This is a genomic window from Pontibacter qinzhouensis (genome assembly GCF_008017455.1).
Lineage (GTDB): Bacteria > Bacteroidota > Bacteroidia > Cytophagales > Hymenobacteraceae > Pontibacter > Pontibacter qinzhouensis.
The window spans coordinates 1-15,366 of sequence record NZ_VRTY01000125.1 but is presented as its reverse complement, the minus strand read 5'-3'; the positions used below and the strand labels follow the sequence as shown (position 1 = coordinate 15,366).

Genomic DNA, 15,366 nt, shown 5'->3' with positions numbered 1-15,366 from the left:
AAACAGTATTTAACTATCTTAAATACAGAAACTTACGGCGATTTTAAAAAGCAACGTTTGGACACTAATGCTTTAAATTAAATCAGATAATGCCTTTTTAATAATTTAATCGAGGCGCTTTAAAACCAATTTTAGCTTATAAATTAATGTTTACAGCCATGGGTGGGGGAGGTGGTAGTAAGTATAAACTTTTGGGCAAGTGTTGGTAGGTGTCTTATAAAAGAAAAGCCCCATCTGCACATGCAAGCGGGGCTTTTTTTATCGGTTCCAACCCGATCGGTTCCTGGTCAGGCGCAGGTCGCGCAGCAGCGATGAGCGGGCGTTGATAGTCAGGTTATAACCACGCATGAAGCCAAACGGTATCCACGAAATGCTCATATCCCAGCAGTGCAGGTCGCGGTGTATGTTCAGACTGGCGTTGGCAATGTTGTTATTCGTAAAGTCGTAGTAAGCATTATAGGCTACTTTCCATTTGTCGGTCAGGTTAACGGAGCCGTTAAAGCCAAAGTTTTTTGTGAGTGTGCTGGCTACATTGGGATTAAGGCTCCTGGCGTAGTACAGTGTAAAGTCCATGCTTAAGGTCCACGGAATTTTAAAGTCGACGTAAGAAGGCAGGTTCTGCCGCATACCGATGCCGTCTTCCAAGGCAGGGAGGTTGGTAGGTGGCGCCGTTTCGGAGGCACCCTGCGAAGCCGGATTCAGGCTGGCCCCCAACGACATACTGGCGTTCGAGAACCTTGGCATTACGTATTTGTTTATACGGCGACCTTCGGTATTGTACAAATACGGGTCGAGGGTCGAGGTAAGTGTAAAATTGATGATTTTGAACAGGCGTGTGTTCAGGTTCAGGTTAATGTTGCTGAGCTTAAAGGAGTCGGCCGCGAAGTTGTAGAAGGTGCTGGCTCCCAGGTTATCGATCAGGCTTATTTTTTCGAAGGCATTGGAGGTAGAGTCGCTCTTACTGCGCACCTTCATTTCTACGTTGTTCTGCACGTTAAACGAGAGGCCGCTTTGCAAGCCACCGGTAGGCACATTGGTAAAACGCCTGGCCCTGCCATAAACTGGTCTGTTTGTGATGGTGTCTGTCACCCCAATCTGTACCTCCCTATAATAATCGAAGCTGCTGCTACCATAGTTAGGACTGAAGGCATAGGCAACTGCCGGGCGCATCACGTGGCGAATGGCTTCTACGCGCTTGCCTTTTACCTGCACTGTTCCGTAAATGTTTGTGCTCAGCGAGGCTCCTGCACCATATTGGTACACACGGCCAAAGTTGGCAGTATCTACGCGTACTGTCCGTGTTGCTTCATCATAGGTGTAGCTAAAGCGCTCATCTGTCCAGATCTCGCTGTAGTTAACGCTTGGGGTCAGGTTAAAGTGGCGTGCTACTTTGTAGTTACCCAGGCCAATGCTGAAGTTGTGATTGGCCTGGCGCTGGCCATTACGCCAGAGCGCTCCCAGGTTGTTGAAGTTGAGCGGGAAAGCACGTGTGGAGTCTACTCCGCCGCCAAACACTTCGGCAGATGCTCTGGAACTGTTTACTGGTAAAACCTGTAAGGTGGCGGGGCGCGTTCCGTATTCGTTTACCACATTGTTTTGGAAGTTCACGTTGTAGCCGAACGTGAATTTCTCATACCACTCGCCGGTAGGCACTTTGTTGGTGAGCATTTCAAAAATACTCATCTGGGTCATGGCAAAGTTTACATCTGGCAATACAAAGCTCATAACGGTAGGGCTTCGCTTCGTCAGGTCGGTGGTTGCGCCGCCGTTTCGTTGTGACTGACGTAAGGTAATACCGTAACTGAAAGGAGAGTTCGGTATTGTTTTTTGGTAGCTAATGGAGGAAGTGAACGTAGGTGTGAGGTAATTGCTGGAACTGGTCATGTTTACGCGGTTAAACAGCGAGCTACCCGCACTTACGTTGGCTGAGAACCTGCCCCGGCCTGGTTTCTGCACCGGGCTGTGGCTCCAGTTAATCCAGATAGAGCGCGTAGTAGGCGGTAACGCCAGCCTGCCACCTGCCGCTGCCGCCCGCGACTGCTCTATATCAGCTTCGTCGTTTTTAAAATAGTCGTAGGCAATAGAAAGGTTGCCATTGTAGGCATACCGCTTAAAGTACGAGTTGTTCATATTCACCTTGTAGCCGCCCAGCGAGTAAATATCGCCGGTAATGCTTGTGCCGATGTAGTCGTTCAGGGCCAGGTAGTAGCCACCGTTACTCAGGAAAAAGCCACGGGCACGCGATTCGCCAAAGGTGGGCACCAGTATGCCTGAGGAGCGGTTTTGTTTTGGCGTAGGAAACAAGCCAAATGCGAAGCCCAACGGTGTGGGTATGTCGCCGATAACCAGGTTAAAAGGCCCGGAGAGTACTTTCTCGTTCGGAATAGCTTTTATCTTGGAGGCATTTATGTAAAAGTGGGGGTGCTCCAGGTTACATGTCGTATATTGGGCATGAAACACCGAGAATTCGTTCTTCTCATTTCTTTTTACGATCTCGCCGTGTATATATCCTTCGCCCTGCTGCGTTACTACTTCAGAGATAAGGCCTTTTTTACTTTTAATGTTGTAGGCTATTTTTTTCGCGGCAAACGTCTCGCCACCGTCCTTAAATACGGGCACTCCAATTTCTTTGCCTGTTGAATCTGTGGCTGGTGTGGCCGAAAGTACGTGGGTGTCGTAGTTGATTTCGATATAGGCAGCCTCCAGCGACACGGTGCCGTACTCTATTTTGGCATTGCCATACAGGTGCGCGATTTTGTTGTTCGCCTCCAGCACAATAGAGTCGCTGGCAGAGTATTTGATAGTGGTCTGAATGTCGCCTTGTGGAGCAGCGAGTGCCACCGAGTCAGGGCTGACCGTTAGGGTGTCCTGCGGTAATGTTGCCGGACTGATCACCTCCTGCGCCGATGCCAGGAAAGGAGCGATTGTGATGAACTGCAATAGCAGTATATAAAAGATTTTGTAGCGCAACTTCTTCAGACTTCTCTAAAGTTTTTATTTAATTTGTACAAAGTTATTGTTTTAGCTTTTAACCTAACGAAAGTTGTGAAAAATATTGTTACTGTTTCGGTATTAGCATTTTTATTTCTGGTTTGTAGTGCCGGTAAACTCGAGTACCGCAAGGCCTACAAGTTGCGCACAGTAGTAATAGATGCCGGCCATGGCGGCAAAGATGTAGGCTGTAACGGCAAAATGTCGCATGAGGCTGATGTGGCCCTGCAACTGGCCCTGCAGGTGGGGGCTCTCATTGAGAAAAACCTGCCCGACGTTAAAGTGATCTACACCCGGAAAACCAACACCTTTGTAGAGCTGATAGACCGTGCCGGAATTGCCAACAAGAACAATGCCGATTTGTTTATCTCGATTCACCTGAATGCCGGACCTGCCACTGCCTTTGGCACCGAAACCTACGCCATGGGTTTGCAGAAATCGGAAGGTAATCTGCAGGTAGCCAAACGCGAAAACGCTGTAATTCTGCAGGAAGACAACTACAAGGAAAACTACAATGGCTTCGACCCGAACTCTGCCCAGAGCCACATCCTGTTCTCGCTCCACCAAAGCGCTTACATGGAAAACAGCCTCCGGTTTGCCGACAAAGTAGAGCGCGAATTCAAAGATAGGGTAGGCCGGAACAGCCGGGGAGTAAAGCAGGCACCGTTTCTGGTTCTCTGGAAATCGTTTATGCCCAGTGTGCTGATAGAATGCGGCTTCCTGACCAACCCGGCCGAAGAAAAATTTCTTAACGATAAATCAGGGCAGACGTATATGGCATCAGGTATATATCGGGCCTTCAAAGAATACAAACAGGAATTGGAGGCTATGAACTAATTCTTAAGCCAAACACCCCCTTACGTGAGAATATCAAAAGAAATTAAAGTTGCGCTACTCGGAATAGCTGCACTTGTTATATTGTACTTCGGATACATGTTTCTGAAGGGAGCAGATCTTTTTTCCAGCACCAAGACTTACTACGTTGTATATGATAATGTAGACGGCCTTACTGTTTCGAACCCTGTGCTGCTCAATGGCATAAACATAGGCAGAGTGCAGGATATGCAACTGTTGCTGAAAGAAGGAAACTCCATTATGGTTGAGATAGAGGTCATAAAAGAGCTGCAGATCGGAGACTCCACTATCGCCAGCCTTGCTAACTCCGATCTTTTAGGCAGCAAGGCCATTAAGCTGTACCTTGGCAACAGCTCCAAAGTCTACAAAGGCGGCGAACGGCTGTTTGCGTACAAAGAAAGCAGCATTACCGATATGCTCTCGTCTAAATCGGTGCCAGTAATAGACAAAGTAGATACCACCCTTGCCCGTATAAATCGCCTCCTCGATAGTGAGGCCAAAGGCAACGTGCAGGACATTCTGGTGAACGTGAAAGAGACTACCGCTGCCGTAAACGATATTCTGCACATGAACCAGCGTAACATAGAGCTTATTACGGCAAACCTGGTGCAGCTTACCAGCTCACTTAAGCAGACCGAGCGCAACATAAATAAGCTGGCCGGTAACATGGCCGAAATAACCGATACGCTGAAGCAAGTAGAAATAAGGTCCCTGGTGAACAATGCCAACTCCGCTGTTACTGAACTGCAGGCTACTGTTGCAAAACTAAACTCTGACCAGGGCTCCCTCGGGAAGCTTATGAACGACGAGGCGCTTTACCGTAACATGAGCCGCTCCACCGAATCGCTGAACCTGCTGCTCCGCGATATCCAAACCAACCCGAAACGCTATGTGAGCTTCTCGGTCATTGGCCGCAAAGACAAGTATACTGTTGATGCTACAGGCAGGGTTATAACACTCGATGAAGTAAAAGGAATGCAGGACGAGCACCCACAGGAATTTAAACAACCTGCCCCAGCCGATACGTCTGCTGAAAAGTAAAGAATAGTCCTGAACAGGCAACCTGCTGCACTGGTTCCTGATGAACGCATATGTACTCACAAATGAAAGATCCGCTTCGCACGCGGATTTTTTATTTAGGGGTATCCGGGTTAAATTATTCAAATGAAAAAGGCCTTCCGAAGCTTTTTGCTCAAAAAAGCCTCAAGGGTAGGCTAAATAAAAAGTCATTCCACGTAACAATTACCATCTACATCTAATACTTCTGCATGGATATCGAATTCAATAAAAACGAAGACGCACTAAAGCAACTGGTGTATCAGCTGCAAACAAAACTGAAGAGAGTTTACCTGGGCGGCGGCGAGAAAAGGATTCAGAAAGAACACGAAAAAGGTAAAATGACTGCCCGCGAACGCCTGGCCTTCCTGCTGGACGAAGACGCTGATTTTCTGGAGATTGGTGCTTTTGCCGGAGACGGCATGTACCAGGAGGTAGGCGGCTGCCCCAGTGGCGGTGTGGTAACAGGTATCGGCTACATTAAAGGTCGCCAGTGTGTGGTGGTGGCTAACGACGCTACCGTAAAAGCAGGTGCCTGGTTCCCGATAACGGCCAAGAAAAACCTTCGCGCCCAGGAAATTGCCATCGAAAACAAATTGCCGATTGTGTACCTGGTCGATAGTGCCGGTGTGTTTCTGCCGATGCAGGACGAGATTTTTCCGGACAAGGAACATTTCGGGCGCATGTTTCGCAACAATGCCGTTATGAGCGCTATGGGCATTGTACAAATTGCAGCTATTATGGGCAGTTGTGTGGCAGGAGGCGCTTACCTGCCCATTATGAGCGACGAAGCCCTGATAGTAGAAGGCACAGGGTCTATTTTTCTGGCTGGTTCTTACCTGGTAAAAGCAGCCATCGGCGAAACCATCGATAACGAAACTCTTGGCGGTGCCACCACCCACAGCGAGATTTCGGGCGTTACCGACTACAAATGCAAAAACGACAAAGAGTGCCTAGACCAGATTCGGGCCATTTTCGATAAAATGGGTGACAACCCTAAGGCTGGTTTTAACCGGGCAGAGGCCGCAAAACCAGGGCTGCCGGAGCAGGAACTCTACGGCCTTATGCCAGCCGACCGCGCCAAGCCTTACGACATGATGGATATTGTGCTGCGGCTTGTCGATAAATCGGAGTTCGAGCCTTACAAAGACCACTACGGCCAAACGCTTATCTGCGGCTTGGCCCGCATAGATGGCTGGGCCGTGGGCATTGTGGCAAACCAGCGCAAAATAGTAAAAAGCAAGAAAGGCGAAATGCAGATGGGCGGTGTTATCTACTCCGACTCTGCCGACAAAGCAGCCCGTTTTATCATGAACTGCAACCAGAAAAAGATTCCGCTAGTGTTTCTGCAGGATGTATCGGGGTTTATGGTGGGCAGCAAAGCCGAGCATGGCGGCATTATAAAAGATGGCGCTAAAATGGTAAATGCCATGGCAAATTCCGTGGTGCCGAAATTCACTATTCTGATCGGTAACAGCTACGGTGCCGGCAACTACGCCATGTGCGGCAAAGCCTATGATCCGCGCCTGATCTACGCCTGGCCAACGGCGCAACTGGCTGTTATGAGCGGAGCCTCAGCAGCCAAAACCTTGCTCCAGATTCAGGTGTCAGCCTTAAAAGCCAAAGGCGAGGAAATAACACCGGAAGCAGAAAAAGAGCTCCTTGACAGAATCACAGCAAAATATAACGAAGAACTATCGCCTTATTATGCAGCTGCCAGGCTTTGGGTAGATGGTATTATCGATCCGCTGGAAACCCGAAAAGTAATATCGATGGGCATAGAGGCTGCTAACCACGCTCCTATAGAAAAGCCGTACAACGTAGGTGTTATCCAGACCTGATACGGCCTATTCAACCCTTGACCTCTAAACCTGATTTTTGCTTCTGAAGGCTGTTTTTATTTGAATAATTTGGTTGCAGTTGGTTAGATGTTGCTTGTTATCTGGAATCAGATTTCAAAAATCACTAATTTTGAATTTCTAATTTTATATTTGGCGCAGCTCCTAACTGTGTTTTCAAATTTCTAATTTTGCATTTCAATTCAAAAGCGAAAGAGTGACTAAAAATGAGATAAAGGCGTTGATTTCGCTCCTGGAAGATCCGGACCATGAGGTATCGACGCATGTAGAAGAGCAAATAGTGGCCTTGGGTGTCAGCATTATTCCTTTCCTGGAAGAGGAGTGGGAGGAAACCCTGGATGCCGATGTTCAGAAACGGATAGAGGACCTGATTCATAGCCTGCAATACGAAGGGCTGCTGGCCAGGCTCAAGGAGTGGAAGGAGACCGGGGCAGAAGATTTGCTGGAAGGCATGTGGCTCGTGAACTCCTACCTGTACCCCGATGTGGAGAAAGCGACGTTGGTGAAGGGAATAGAGCAGCTTTATTTTGATGCCTGGGCCAGCATGCAGGAAGAAATGCACCCTTACGACCAGGTGAAAGCGCTCAACCATGTGCTTTTCCGGGAGAAGAAATTTTCGGCCAATACCAAGAACTTCCATTCGCCAGCCAACTCTATGCTGCACCTGGCCCTGGAGACAAAGCGTGGTAACCCGCTTACGCTCTGCGTTATTTACATGACCATTGCCCAGAAGCTTGGCATGCCGGTGTACGGCGTAAATCTGCCCAACCTGTTCATCCTGACTTATAAACAAGACAGCGTGCAGTTCTACATAAACGTGTACAACAAAGGCCTGGTCTTGTCTAAAACCGATATCGACAACTACATTCTGCAGCTGAACCTGAACCCGGTCGATATTTTTTACGACCCCTGCCCGAACCTGGAGATCATAAAACGAGCCCTGCGCAACCTGGCTTTCTCCTTCGAGAAGATGGACGACTTAGAAAAAGCCGCAGAAGTCACCAAACTGCTCACCGCCATTACCGACAATGATCCGGTGGTGTAGCTGTTGCAGGCATCGAGTAAAGAAGGCCGTTCTGTAACCAGGGCGGCTTTTTCTTTGTGGAAGATTTATATTAGCGCCTAGAAATTTTAGTAGTTTATTCTTAAAGTCATGATATGGTTCTTTATCTTACTTGGCAGTATAATTTAAAGGTTATCTGTAATGGAATTCTTCTGAGGCAGTATTAAATTGAATTTCATAACTTCAAGCCATAGTGCAGATAAACCGGATATTTGTTTTTTTTGGTAGTTACCCGCAATTTATAGATAATGAAAAAGGATTATACTTTAGAGGCTGAAAAAGTGGCTAGAGCGATAGATATTGCGATTGAGGCGTTCATGAAAACTCCACCCCCTGGTTTTACTGATTCTCAGGTAAATCAATTTGTGAAAGTATATAAAGATTATAAAGAAAGTGCATTGAATCCATTGCCAGGATTTAGGAAACTTGCGTCTTTAAAGTATATTGTCAATGATATATTGACTTTCTTTCAAGAATCAAAAGGTGAAGCGGTGGACAGTTTTTGGGAAAAAGTAAATGAAGAGAATTTAGGTTATAAAAGAGAAGATCAGCTTCGCAAAATACTTGATAGAGGAAAAATACGAGGAAGGATCGAATATGAATTAGCTGTTGACTCAATTGTTCCAGCTGAACAAGAAGGGAGTATCACAAAAGAAGATGCCTCCCTTCTTGGAAAATTAATTAGCGAATTTGAATTTGGTAGAAAAAAAACAGGTAACAAGGCATAAACGGCAGCCTTCGGCCGAAAGGCTTGCCCGTCGTTTATTCAATGACCGTTGAATTAAATCTTGAAAGGCTGGGGTAGAAAAATTTTGCCCATCCGGTGTAAGACAATTTCCATGGACCAAGCTGAAAATGACCAAAACAGCAGGCGGCCTTTCCAGTTCTAAAACCAGAAAGGCCGCCTGCTTGAGTTGAAGCAGTAAAAACCTAAACGCAGCTATTGCTGAAGCTGCCATTTTAGAAACGGCCACGCTTCTGCTTCCTACACCTTCGCTTTTTCGCTGCTGAAGTTCCAGATGTCGGAGCCCCAGGCGTAGCTGCCGGGTTTAAGGGTGAGGCAGAGGGTAGATTTGGCACCCACCTGCATCCGGATGACGCCGGGTGCAAGTTCCCGGATCGGGTAAAACTCCTGAAAATTTAATTCCTTTAGTATGGCAAAGGCAGTTGCGCCTCCTTCGAGCACCAGTTCCTGCAGGTCTGTTTGCGCAAAAACCAGCTGCACCACCTTGGCCGTTTTTTTTCGTAGATCTTCTGCACTTACCGCTGTGCCTGTTGTTGTTTCGGCGGCAATAGCTATAATGGCTTTACCTGATACCTGAAGGCAGCTTACAATTTCCTGGCTCCATGCTGTGTAGGCCGCAGGGGTAGGAGTTGCGGCACGGGCAATGGCAGCGGGCATATAACAAACAGGCCCTCCATTCTCTTTTACCTCCTGAATCGTCTCACGACTTTTGCCAAAAGTGGTGCCACTCACATACAAGGCTGATGAACCAAAGCTGCCAGTTGCTGCTGTTGGTGGTGCAGCCGCTGCAGGAAACAGCTTATCGAGCAGGGCGGTGAAGAAGCCTGAAGCACCAGCGGCAAACGTTTTGTTGTCTGTTAGCTTTGCCCAGGCTTGCAGGTCTGCTGTGTTGGTGGCTTCTCCTACTACAATACCTGCGGCTGGTAAGGCAGCCTGGTGTTGCTGCACGTACAAAGGATGCCTGCCAGCACCTAACATGCCTGCCACAGACGAGGTGCTAACCGGAAACTCAGGATCATGCGAGAAGCTGGTTTCGTGAATGGGCTGCCCCTGCACCAGGTATTCGCCGTTGCTTAGCACCCTGCCCAGCGCCGGATTTGCCGGCACAAGCAAGGCTCGCTGCACCTGCAGCACCTGCAGTTGTGCCTCCATTTCGGCCAGCACATGCCCCCGCAGCACCGAGTCTACTTTCTTAAATATAAAAGTTGGCCTCAGCTGCAGCAGCTCTTTGGTTACCTTTACCATGTCTTGCACGGCCTCGGCCTTGGGTTTGGAGCGGGTATTGGTAGAAATAATCAGCAGGTCTGCCCGCGATTGCGGGTTCACGACAGCGTTTATCTCTACCTTCAGGTTGTAGCGCAACCCGATGCCGCCCAACTCTGCCGCGCCTGTTAAATCATCTGCAACTACTGCAATCATGAAGGAACGGCTGATTTTTCTGCTAACTTATATTTTGCCAGCTGTACGGCGTGCTCAATGGCTAGTACCATGGCATCGGGGCTTGCAACGCCTTTTCCGGCAATCTCGAAGGCGGTGCCGTGGTCTACGGAGGTGCGGATAATGGGCAGGCCCATCGTAATGTTGACACCTTTCACGCTGTCCATCTGCTTTTTCTCGGCATTCCATTTAAAACCCGACAGCTTGAACGGAATGTGGCCCTGGTCGTGGTACATGGCCACTACACCGCCATAATAACCGGTGGCTGCCTTAGAGAACATGGTATCGGCCGGAACGGGACCTTCAACATCGTAACCCAAACGGAGGGCTTCTTCTACCGCTGGCAAAATTTCTTCTGCTTCTTCTGTTCCAAACAAACCGGAGTCACCAGCATGTGGGTTAAGGCCGGCAATACCGATTTTCAGGTTTTCGATGCCCAGTTGTTTCAAGCCGTTTTGCAGCAGCTCTGTTACTTCCAGTATGCGGTCTTTTTTAACGTTGTCGCAGGCCTGGCGCAACGATACGTGCGTAGACACGTGGATTACCCGCAGAAAATCTTCCGACAAAAGCATGGCATACTTCTTCGTGTTGGTGTAGTGGGCGTAGATTTCGGTGTGGCCAGCAAAGTGGTGCCCGGCTTCGTTAATCGATTTCTTATTGATCGGGCCTGTTACTGTACCATCTATTTCGTTGGCAAGCGCCAGCTGAATTACTTTTTCTACGGCTCTAAAAGAGGCTTCGCCGGCCATTGCCGAAATTTCGCCAAACTGCAGCTGCGCCAGGTCAACGTTCTGCAGGTCGAACACATCAATTTCTCCAAATGTAAATTTTGCGTCCTTCACATCCTGAATGGCGTGTATGCGGGCTTGTAAACCCAGCTTATCTATAATGTGCTGAAAAACCTTTGCATCGCCTACAACAAGGGGTTTACAGATGGCGTGGATGTTCTGATCTAACAATGCTTTTACGGCGATTTCGGGACCAATGCTGGCCGGGTCGCCCATGGTTACTCCAATGATCGGTTTATTAGGCATATGAGTTGGTGCTAGTAAAGTGGATATTTTCTTTTGAGATAAGTTCTTTGAGGCTCTGGACTAAGGCAGCTGCCTCTGCCTCGGTGCCTGCGGTGAGTGGTGGCATCATGTGCGGCTGGCAAAGGCCTGCTTCCTGCATGAGCACCTTCAGCGCCCACAACGATTGCCCCAGGGTGCGGCCAGCCTGGTAAACAGCTCCTAACTGGTCGGAATGCTTTTGTAGCTCAAATGCTTTCTCGCGGTTGCCCTGCTCCACCGCCTGGTACAGCTCCTTATATATGCCTGGAATGAAGTTGCCGGTGCTCGGAATCAGGCCATCGCCTCCTCTGAACAGGCACTCCGCTGACTGCGCTGCCCACCCCAGAAAATAACTGAAGTCCTCACGGCCAGTCCACAAACGCAGCGATTCCTGCATCCGCTCCTCGCTTCGTTCTGAGTCCTTTACGCCCACAATGTTTTCGTGCTGGCTCAGTTTGTCGAGCACAGGCAGCGGTATAAACATGTGCGTAGTAGCTGGTATGTTATAAATAATGAGCGGTGCCGGCGACTGATCAGCCAGTTGTTCGAAATAGCGCAGCATCTGGTCCTCGCTGAGGGCATAGTAGGAGGGGAGGTTAGCGGCTACTACATCAATACCTGCATCGTGGCAGCGCTTTGCCAGCTCCACCGATTCCTGCAGCACGTTAGCCGCAATGCCGGCATAAAACGTTTCGCCCGCCTGTTTACTCTTGCCTACATACTTTATATAGTCTTCTTTCACCGAGAAAGGAATAGAGGCTGCCTCACCTGTGGTGCCAAGAATAAACGGCTTGGTGTCGTGCTGCCTGAAATTAGCCAGTATCTGATCTACGGCTTTATGGTCGAGCTGGTAATCGGCAGTAAGTGGTGTCACTACAGGCACAATTACGCCCTGGTATTTCTTTTTCTGTTTCATAACAGGTTGATTTGTTTCGTATTCGTAAAGCCCTTGGATGTTATCAGCCTTAAAAAGCTCTGGAAGGCCTTTTTTATTAGAATAATTTAATTATTGATTGTTAGTTGCTGATTGTTAAATGGTTGTGTGAGAGGGATTTTGAATGAATGCATGAGAGAATACTTTTTATCTCAGCATGCTGCATTTTCTCAATAAGCATTTACCTTTCACGAAGCCTTCGTGAGGCCTGATTTCTTCCTCCCTTGTTCCTTCAAAATTTCTGGTTTCTAATTTATAATTAGGCGCAGCACTAATACGCCGCAGTGTAAATATCCACAGCATCGATCACTGAAATAGGGCGGGGGTTGTTTTTCAGGAGCCGGGTTATTTTCATGGCATCCTGGGCCATTGGGAGAATAGCGTCTTGTGGAATGTTTACCTCGCGAAGCCGGGCAGGTGCTCCACATTGCTTTATAATAGACCTGATTTTAGCAATTCCTTTCTGAGCTGTCTCCTGGTGGTTGCTGCCTGGGGTGCAGCCAAGTGCCACGGCTATGGCAGCAAAACGCTCCGGAGCAGCAGGCAGGTTAAACTCCATCACATAAGGCAGCAGCAAAGCATTGCTCAGGCCATGCGCCAAATGGAACATGCTGCCAAGCGGGTAGGCCAGCGCGTGCACACCGGCTGTATTTACCGGGCCAAGGCAGAAACCGCCCAACATACTGCCCATGGCTACGTGCGTGCGGGCCTCCTCATCCTCGCCGTTCTGCACCGCCTTTACCAGGTTAGCCGCAATCAGGCGCACTCCTTCGAGTGCAAACATATCGATAAAAGGCTGCGAAAATTTGTTTGTATAAGCTTCCAGGCAATGGGTCAGGGCATCGAGGCCGGTAACAGCCGTAATGTGAGCCGGCACGGTCATGGTTAACAGAGGATCTACATACACAATATCGGGTAGCAGGAACGGACTGATGATGCCTTTTTTCTGGTTGTCGGTATCGTCGAGGAGGATGGCGTTTGGCGACACTTCACTACCTGTGCCAGCTGTGGCGGGCAGGCAGATCAGTTTTCGGCTGCGGCCCTTCAGGTTGCCGATGCCTACGATCTCCTGCAGGGTCTGGTCGTTGCCGAGCTGGGCTGCCACCAGTTTGGCTACATCGAGCACGCTGCCACCGCCAATGCCTACCACTACTTCGGGGTCGGCCTGCTGAGCCTGCTCCATCAGTTGCTCAAAATCGCGGAAAGTAGGCTCCTGCACAATGCTGGTATCTAGGGTGGTGCTGATGCCCTGGTCGTTGAGTTGCTGTATCAGTTCTTCCAGCCGGGGCAGAAGTGGGGTAAGCGTTACGATCAGCACACGAGAACAGCCGAGGCCGCTTATTTCGTTAGCGAGTTGAGCGAGTACTCCTTTTCCAAAAATCAGCTTCCCCGGAAACTGGATCGTCATTTCTTTGTTTGTAACCTGCAATGGCTCCATAGCTAATTGTCTTTCTTGTGTGAATATCTTTTTCATAGGAGAGATCATGGTTAAGAATTTTTGGCTGCAGCACCACAGGAACTTCGCACCTGCAGGGTTGCGTCGAACACTACTTTTACAGTTGGCCGGGCCGGGTCTTTTATGCGCTGAAAAAGTAATTCGGCGGCACGTTGCCCCATCTCGAAGCCCGGCTGCCGAACAGCCGTGAGCGGCGGGTTCAGCGAAATAGACCAGTACATATCGTCGAAGCCCACCAGCGCTATTTCCTCCGGAATTTTTACTCCCCGGCTGTGTATTGTTTCCAGGGCGCCCAGTGTAATCAGGTTGTTGCCGGTAAACAAGGCTGTAGGAGGTGTGGGTAGGTCCAGCAACTCCGCTGTCAGGCGCATGCCGCTTTCGTGTTTGGAGTCGCCGTATTTAATAAGTGTTTCGTCTACTGGCAGGCCGTGCTCTTTAAAAGCGGCCTCGTAACCAGCAAGACGTGCTTTGCTGGTAGGTATTTGGGGCAGGCCAGATATGTATGCAATGCGCTGGTGCCCCAGCTTGATCAGGTGGCTAATGGCATCAAATGCTCCCTGCTGGTTGTCTACTAATACCACGTCTGCTTCTACCCCTGTAAGGCCCCGGTCTATGCAAATAATGGGCAGGCCGCTCAGTACCATGTTGGCAACCTTCTGGTCGCGCCCATGAACAGGAGCCACAATTAACCCATCAATCGACTCCGACTGTAATATGTCGAGGTAGAGCCGCTCTTTATCTTCGTTTTGGGCAAAGTTGCACATAATGGCAGCGTAGCCTTTCTCGTACATTGCCTCTTCCACCCCCCTGATCACATCTACATAAAAAGGGTTCTGAATGTCGGGGAGTACCAGCCCGATAATTTTGCTGTTGCCGCCTTTGCTCCGGAGCCGCTGTGCTACCCGGCTGGGTTTGTAGTTAAGGGAGCGGATGGCCTGCTGCACCTTTTGCTGTGTGTCCGCATTTACCGAACCGGGGTTGTTGAGCACCCTCGAAACAGTGGCAATAGAAACGCCTGCTGCTTTGGCTACATCGGTGAGTTTGGTCATTTAAATACTAGGCTTCGGTAGGTTGTAAACGATTTCATATATTAAGCGCTATGTTTCTTTAATAGTTACAAAGCAGTTAACAGAACTTATGAAAACGTTTACAAGCAGAAAGGTATAAAAATGTTTTCTGAAATAAAAGTCTTTCTGCCAGGCATTGGCTTATACCCTTGGACCGACGCGGCATAAAAAGGCTTTGGAAGGGTGTTTTCATTTAAATAATTCGGTTTCTAAAGCTGGTTCTGAATGGGAGTGGCACCAGAGGGAGCCGCCGTTTCGTTGCCGTGGTATTTCTCTTTCAGGGTGGATTATTCCCGATTGGTACTCGTTTCGTCGGGGTTGAACAGGATCTCATTTATTTTGAAGTTCCTGCACGTTACCTTTGAACCAGTTGAAAAGAAAATGCCATCGGGAACAGGAAAGAAACAGATTGGTTGCCTGCTGATCCTTCTAGTATTTTAACGAAGAAAAATAGTTGGCTCCATATTGTTTCTGTAGCTTTTGATCAAAAGGTAATTTATGCCTGAAAAATAGTGGTCTGAATAGCTAACCTTCTTGTAAACAGATTTTTACTTTCCTGGAAAGCTCCTGGTCTTTTGTTTCTGCTTGTCGCCTCAACAGGCAGAGAGGCTGTAGTTCTTAGGTTTGTACCCATGCTAATATTCTATAATTATTTGAGAAGAAAAAGCACAAACGCTAGTAAGTTATTTCTTATATTTGCAATGAATAACGTTTTCATATATAAATAAACTGCCTGATACAACCGCAGTAAAAGAAGCAGGCCCGCTTGCTGTAAGTGCCGCTAAAATCTCTGAAGCAAAAAATAAAATCACTATAAATCATGATGAACCTGTTCGCAACCTTTAAATCTA

General features: G+C 48.5%; 12 protein-coding genes. 6 read left to right on the top strand and 6 right to left on the bottom strand.

Annotated elements, in window-relative coordinates:
- Positions 1–258: 258 nt before the first annotated feature.
- Entirely contained in the window at positions 259–2,940 is a 2,682-nt protein-coding gene (locus FVR03_RS21605) for a putative LPS assembly protein LptD (RefSeq protein WP_147923858.1), read from the bottom strand.
- 105 nt (positions 2,941–3,045) lie between these two features.
- On the opposite strand from FVR03_RS21605, the gene FVR03_RS21600 reads away from it, so the two are divergent.
- The 5 genes from FVR03_RS21600 to FVR03_RS21580 all read left to right on the top strand — a co-directional run bounded on the left by FVR03_RS21600 (position 3,046) and on the right by FVR03_RS21580 (position 8,552).
- The gene (locus FVR03_RS21600; RefSeq protein ID WP_147923857.1) at positions 3,046–3,828 is read left to right on the top strand and encodes an N-acetylmuramoyl-L-alanine amidase family protein; all 783 of its coding nucleotides are present in this window, start codon (positions 3,046–3,048) and stop codon (positions 3,826–3,828) included.
- Positions 3,829–3,852: 24 nt separating this feature from the next.
- The gene (locus FVR03_RS21595; protein ID WP_147923856.1) at positions 3,853–4,887 is read left to right on the top strand and encodes an MlaD family protein; all 1,035 of its coding nucleotides are present in this window, start codon (positions 3,853–3,855) and stop codon (positions 4,885–4,887) included.
- 227 nt (positions 4,888–5,114) lie between these two features.
- Positions 5,115–6,743 carry an acyl-CoA carboxylase subunit beta gene (locus FVR03_RS21590; protein WP_147923855.1) on the top strand — a complete coding sequence of 543 codons (1,629 nt, stop codon included), beginning with the start codon at positions 5,115–5,117 and terminating at the stop codon, positions 6,741–6,743.
- A gap of 214 nt (positions 6,744–6,957) precedes the next feature.
- Entirely contained in the window at positions 6,958–7,806 is an 849-nt protein-coding gene (locus FVR03_RS21585; protein WP_147923854.1) for a transglutaminase-like domain-containing protein, read from the top strand.
- A gap of 266 nt (positions 7,807–8,072) precedes the next feature.
- Entirely contained in the window at positions 8,073–8,552 is a 480-nt protein-coding gene (locus FVR03_RS21580; protein WP_147923853.1) for a hypothetical protein, read from the top strand.
- A 257-nt stretch (positions 8,553–8,809) separates the two neighbouring features.
- Here FVR03_RS21580 and FVR03_RS21575 read toward each other — a convergent pair whose 3' ends face one another.
- The 5 genes from FVR03_RS21575 to FVR03_RS21555 all read right to left on the bottom strand — a co-directional run bounded on the left by FVR03_RS21575 (position 8,810) and on the right by FVR03_RS21555 (position 14,497).
- Entirely contained in the window at positions 8,810–9,988 is a 1,179-nt protein-coding gene (locus FVR03_RS21575; RefSeq protein ID WP_147923852.1) for a four-carbon acid sugar kinase family protein, read from the bottom strand.
- Entirely contained in the window at positions 9,985–11,040 is a 1,056-nt protein-coding gene (gene pdxA / locus FVR03_RS21570; RefSeq protein ID WP_147923851.1) for a 4-hydroxythreonine-4-phosphate dehydrogenase PdxA, read from the bottom strand. The genes FVR03_RS21575 and pdxA overlap by 4 nt, the downstream gene beginning before the upstream one ends.
- Entirely contained in the window at positions 11,033–11,974 is a 942-nt protein-coding gene (locus tag FVR03_RS21565) for a dihydrodipicolinate synthase family protein (RefSeq protein ID WP_147923850.1), read from the bottom strand. The genes pdxA and FVR03_RS21565 overlap by 8 nt, the downstream gene beginning before the upstream one ends.
- Before the next feature lie 289 nt (positions 11,975–12,263).
- Positions 12,264–13,466 carry an iron-containing alcohol dehydrogenase gene (locus tag FVR03_RS21560; RefSeq protein WP_222707290.1) on the bottom strand — a complete coding sequence of 401 codons (1,203 nt, stop codon included), beginning with the start codon at positions 13,464–13,466 and terminating at the stop codon, positions 12,264–12,266.
- A 14-nt stretch (positions 13,467–13,480) separates the two neighbouring features.
- The gene (locus FVR03_RS21555) at positions 13,481–14,497 is read right to left on the bottom strand and encodes a LacI family DNA-binding transcriptional regulator (protein ID WP_147923849.1); all 1,017 of its coding nucleotides are present in this window, start codon (positions 14,495–14,497) and stop codon (positions 13,481–13,483) included.
- Positions 14,498–14,740: 243 nt separating this feature from the next.
- Here FVR03_RS21555 and FVR03_RS21550 point away from each other — a divergent pair, with 243 nt between their 5' ends.
- The gene (locus tag FVR03_RS21550; RefSeq protein ID WP_147923848.1) at positions 14,741–14,956 is read left to right on the top strand and encodes a hypothetical protein; all 216 of its coding nucleotides are present in this window, start codon (positions 14,741–14,743) and stop codon (positions 14,954–14,956) included.
- Positions 14,957–15,366 lie beyond the last annotated feature (410 nt).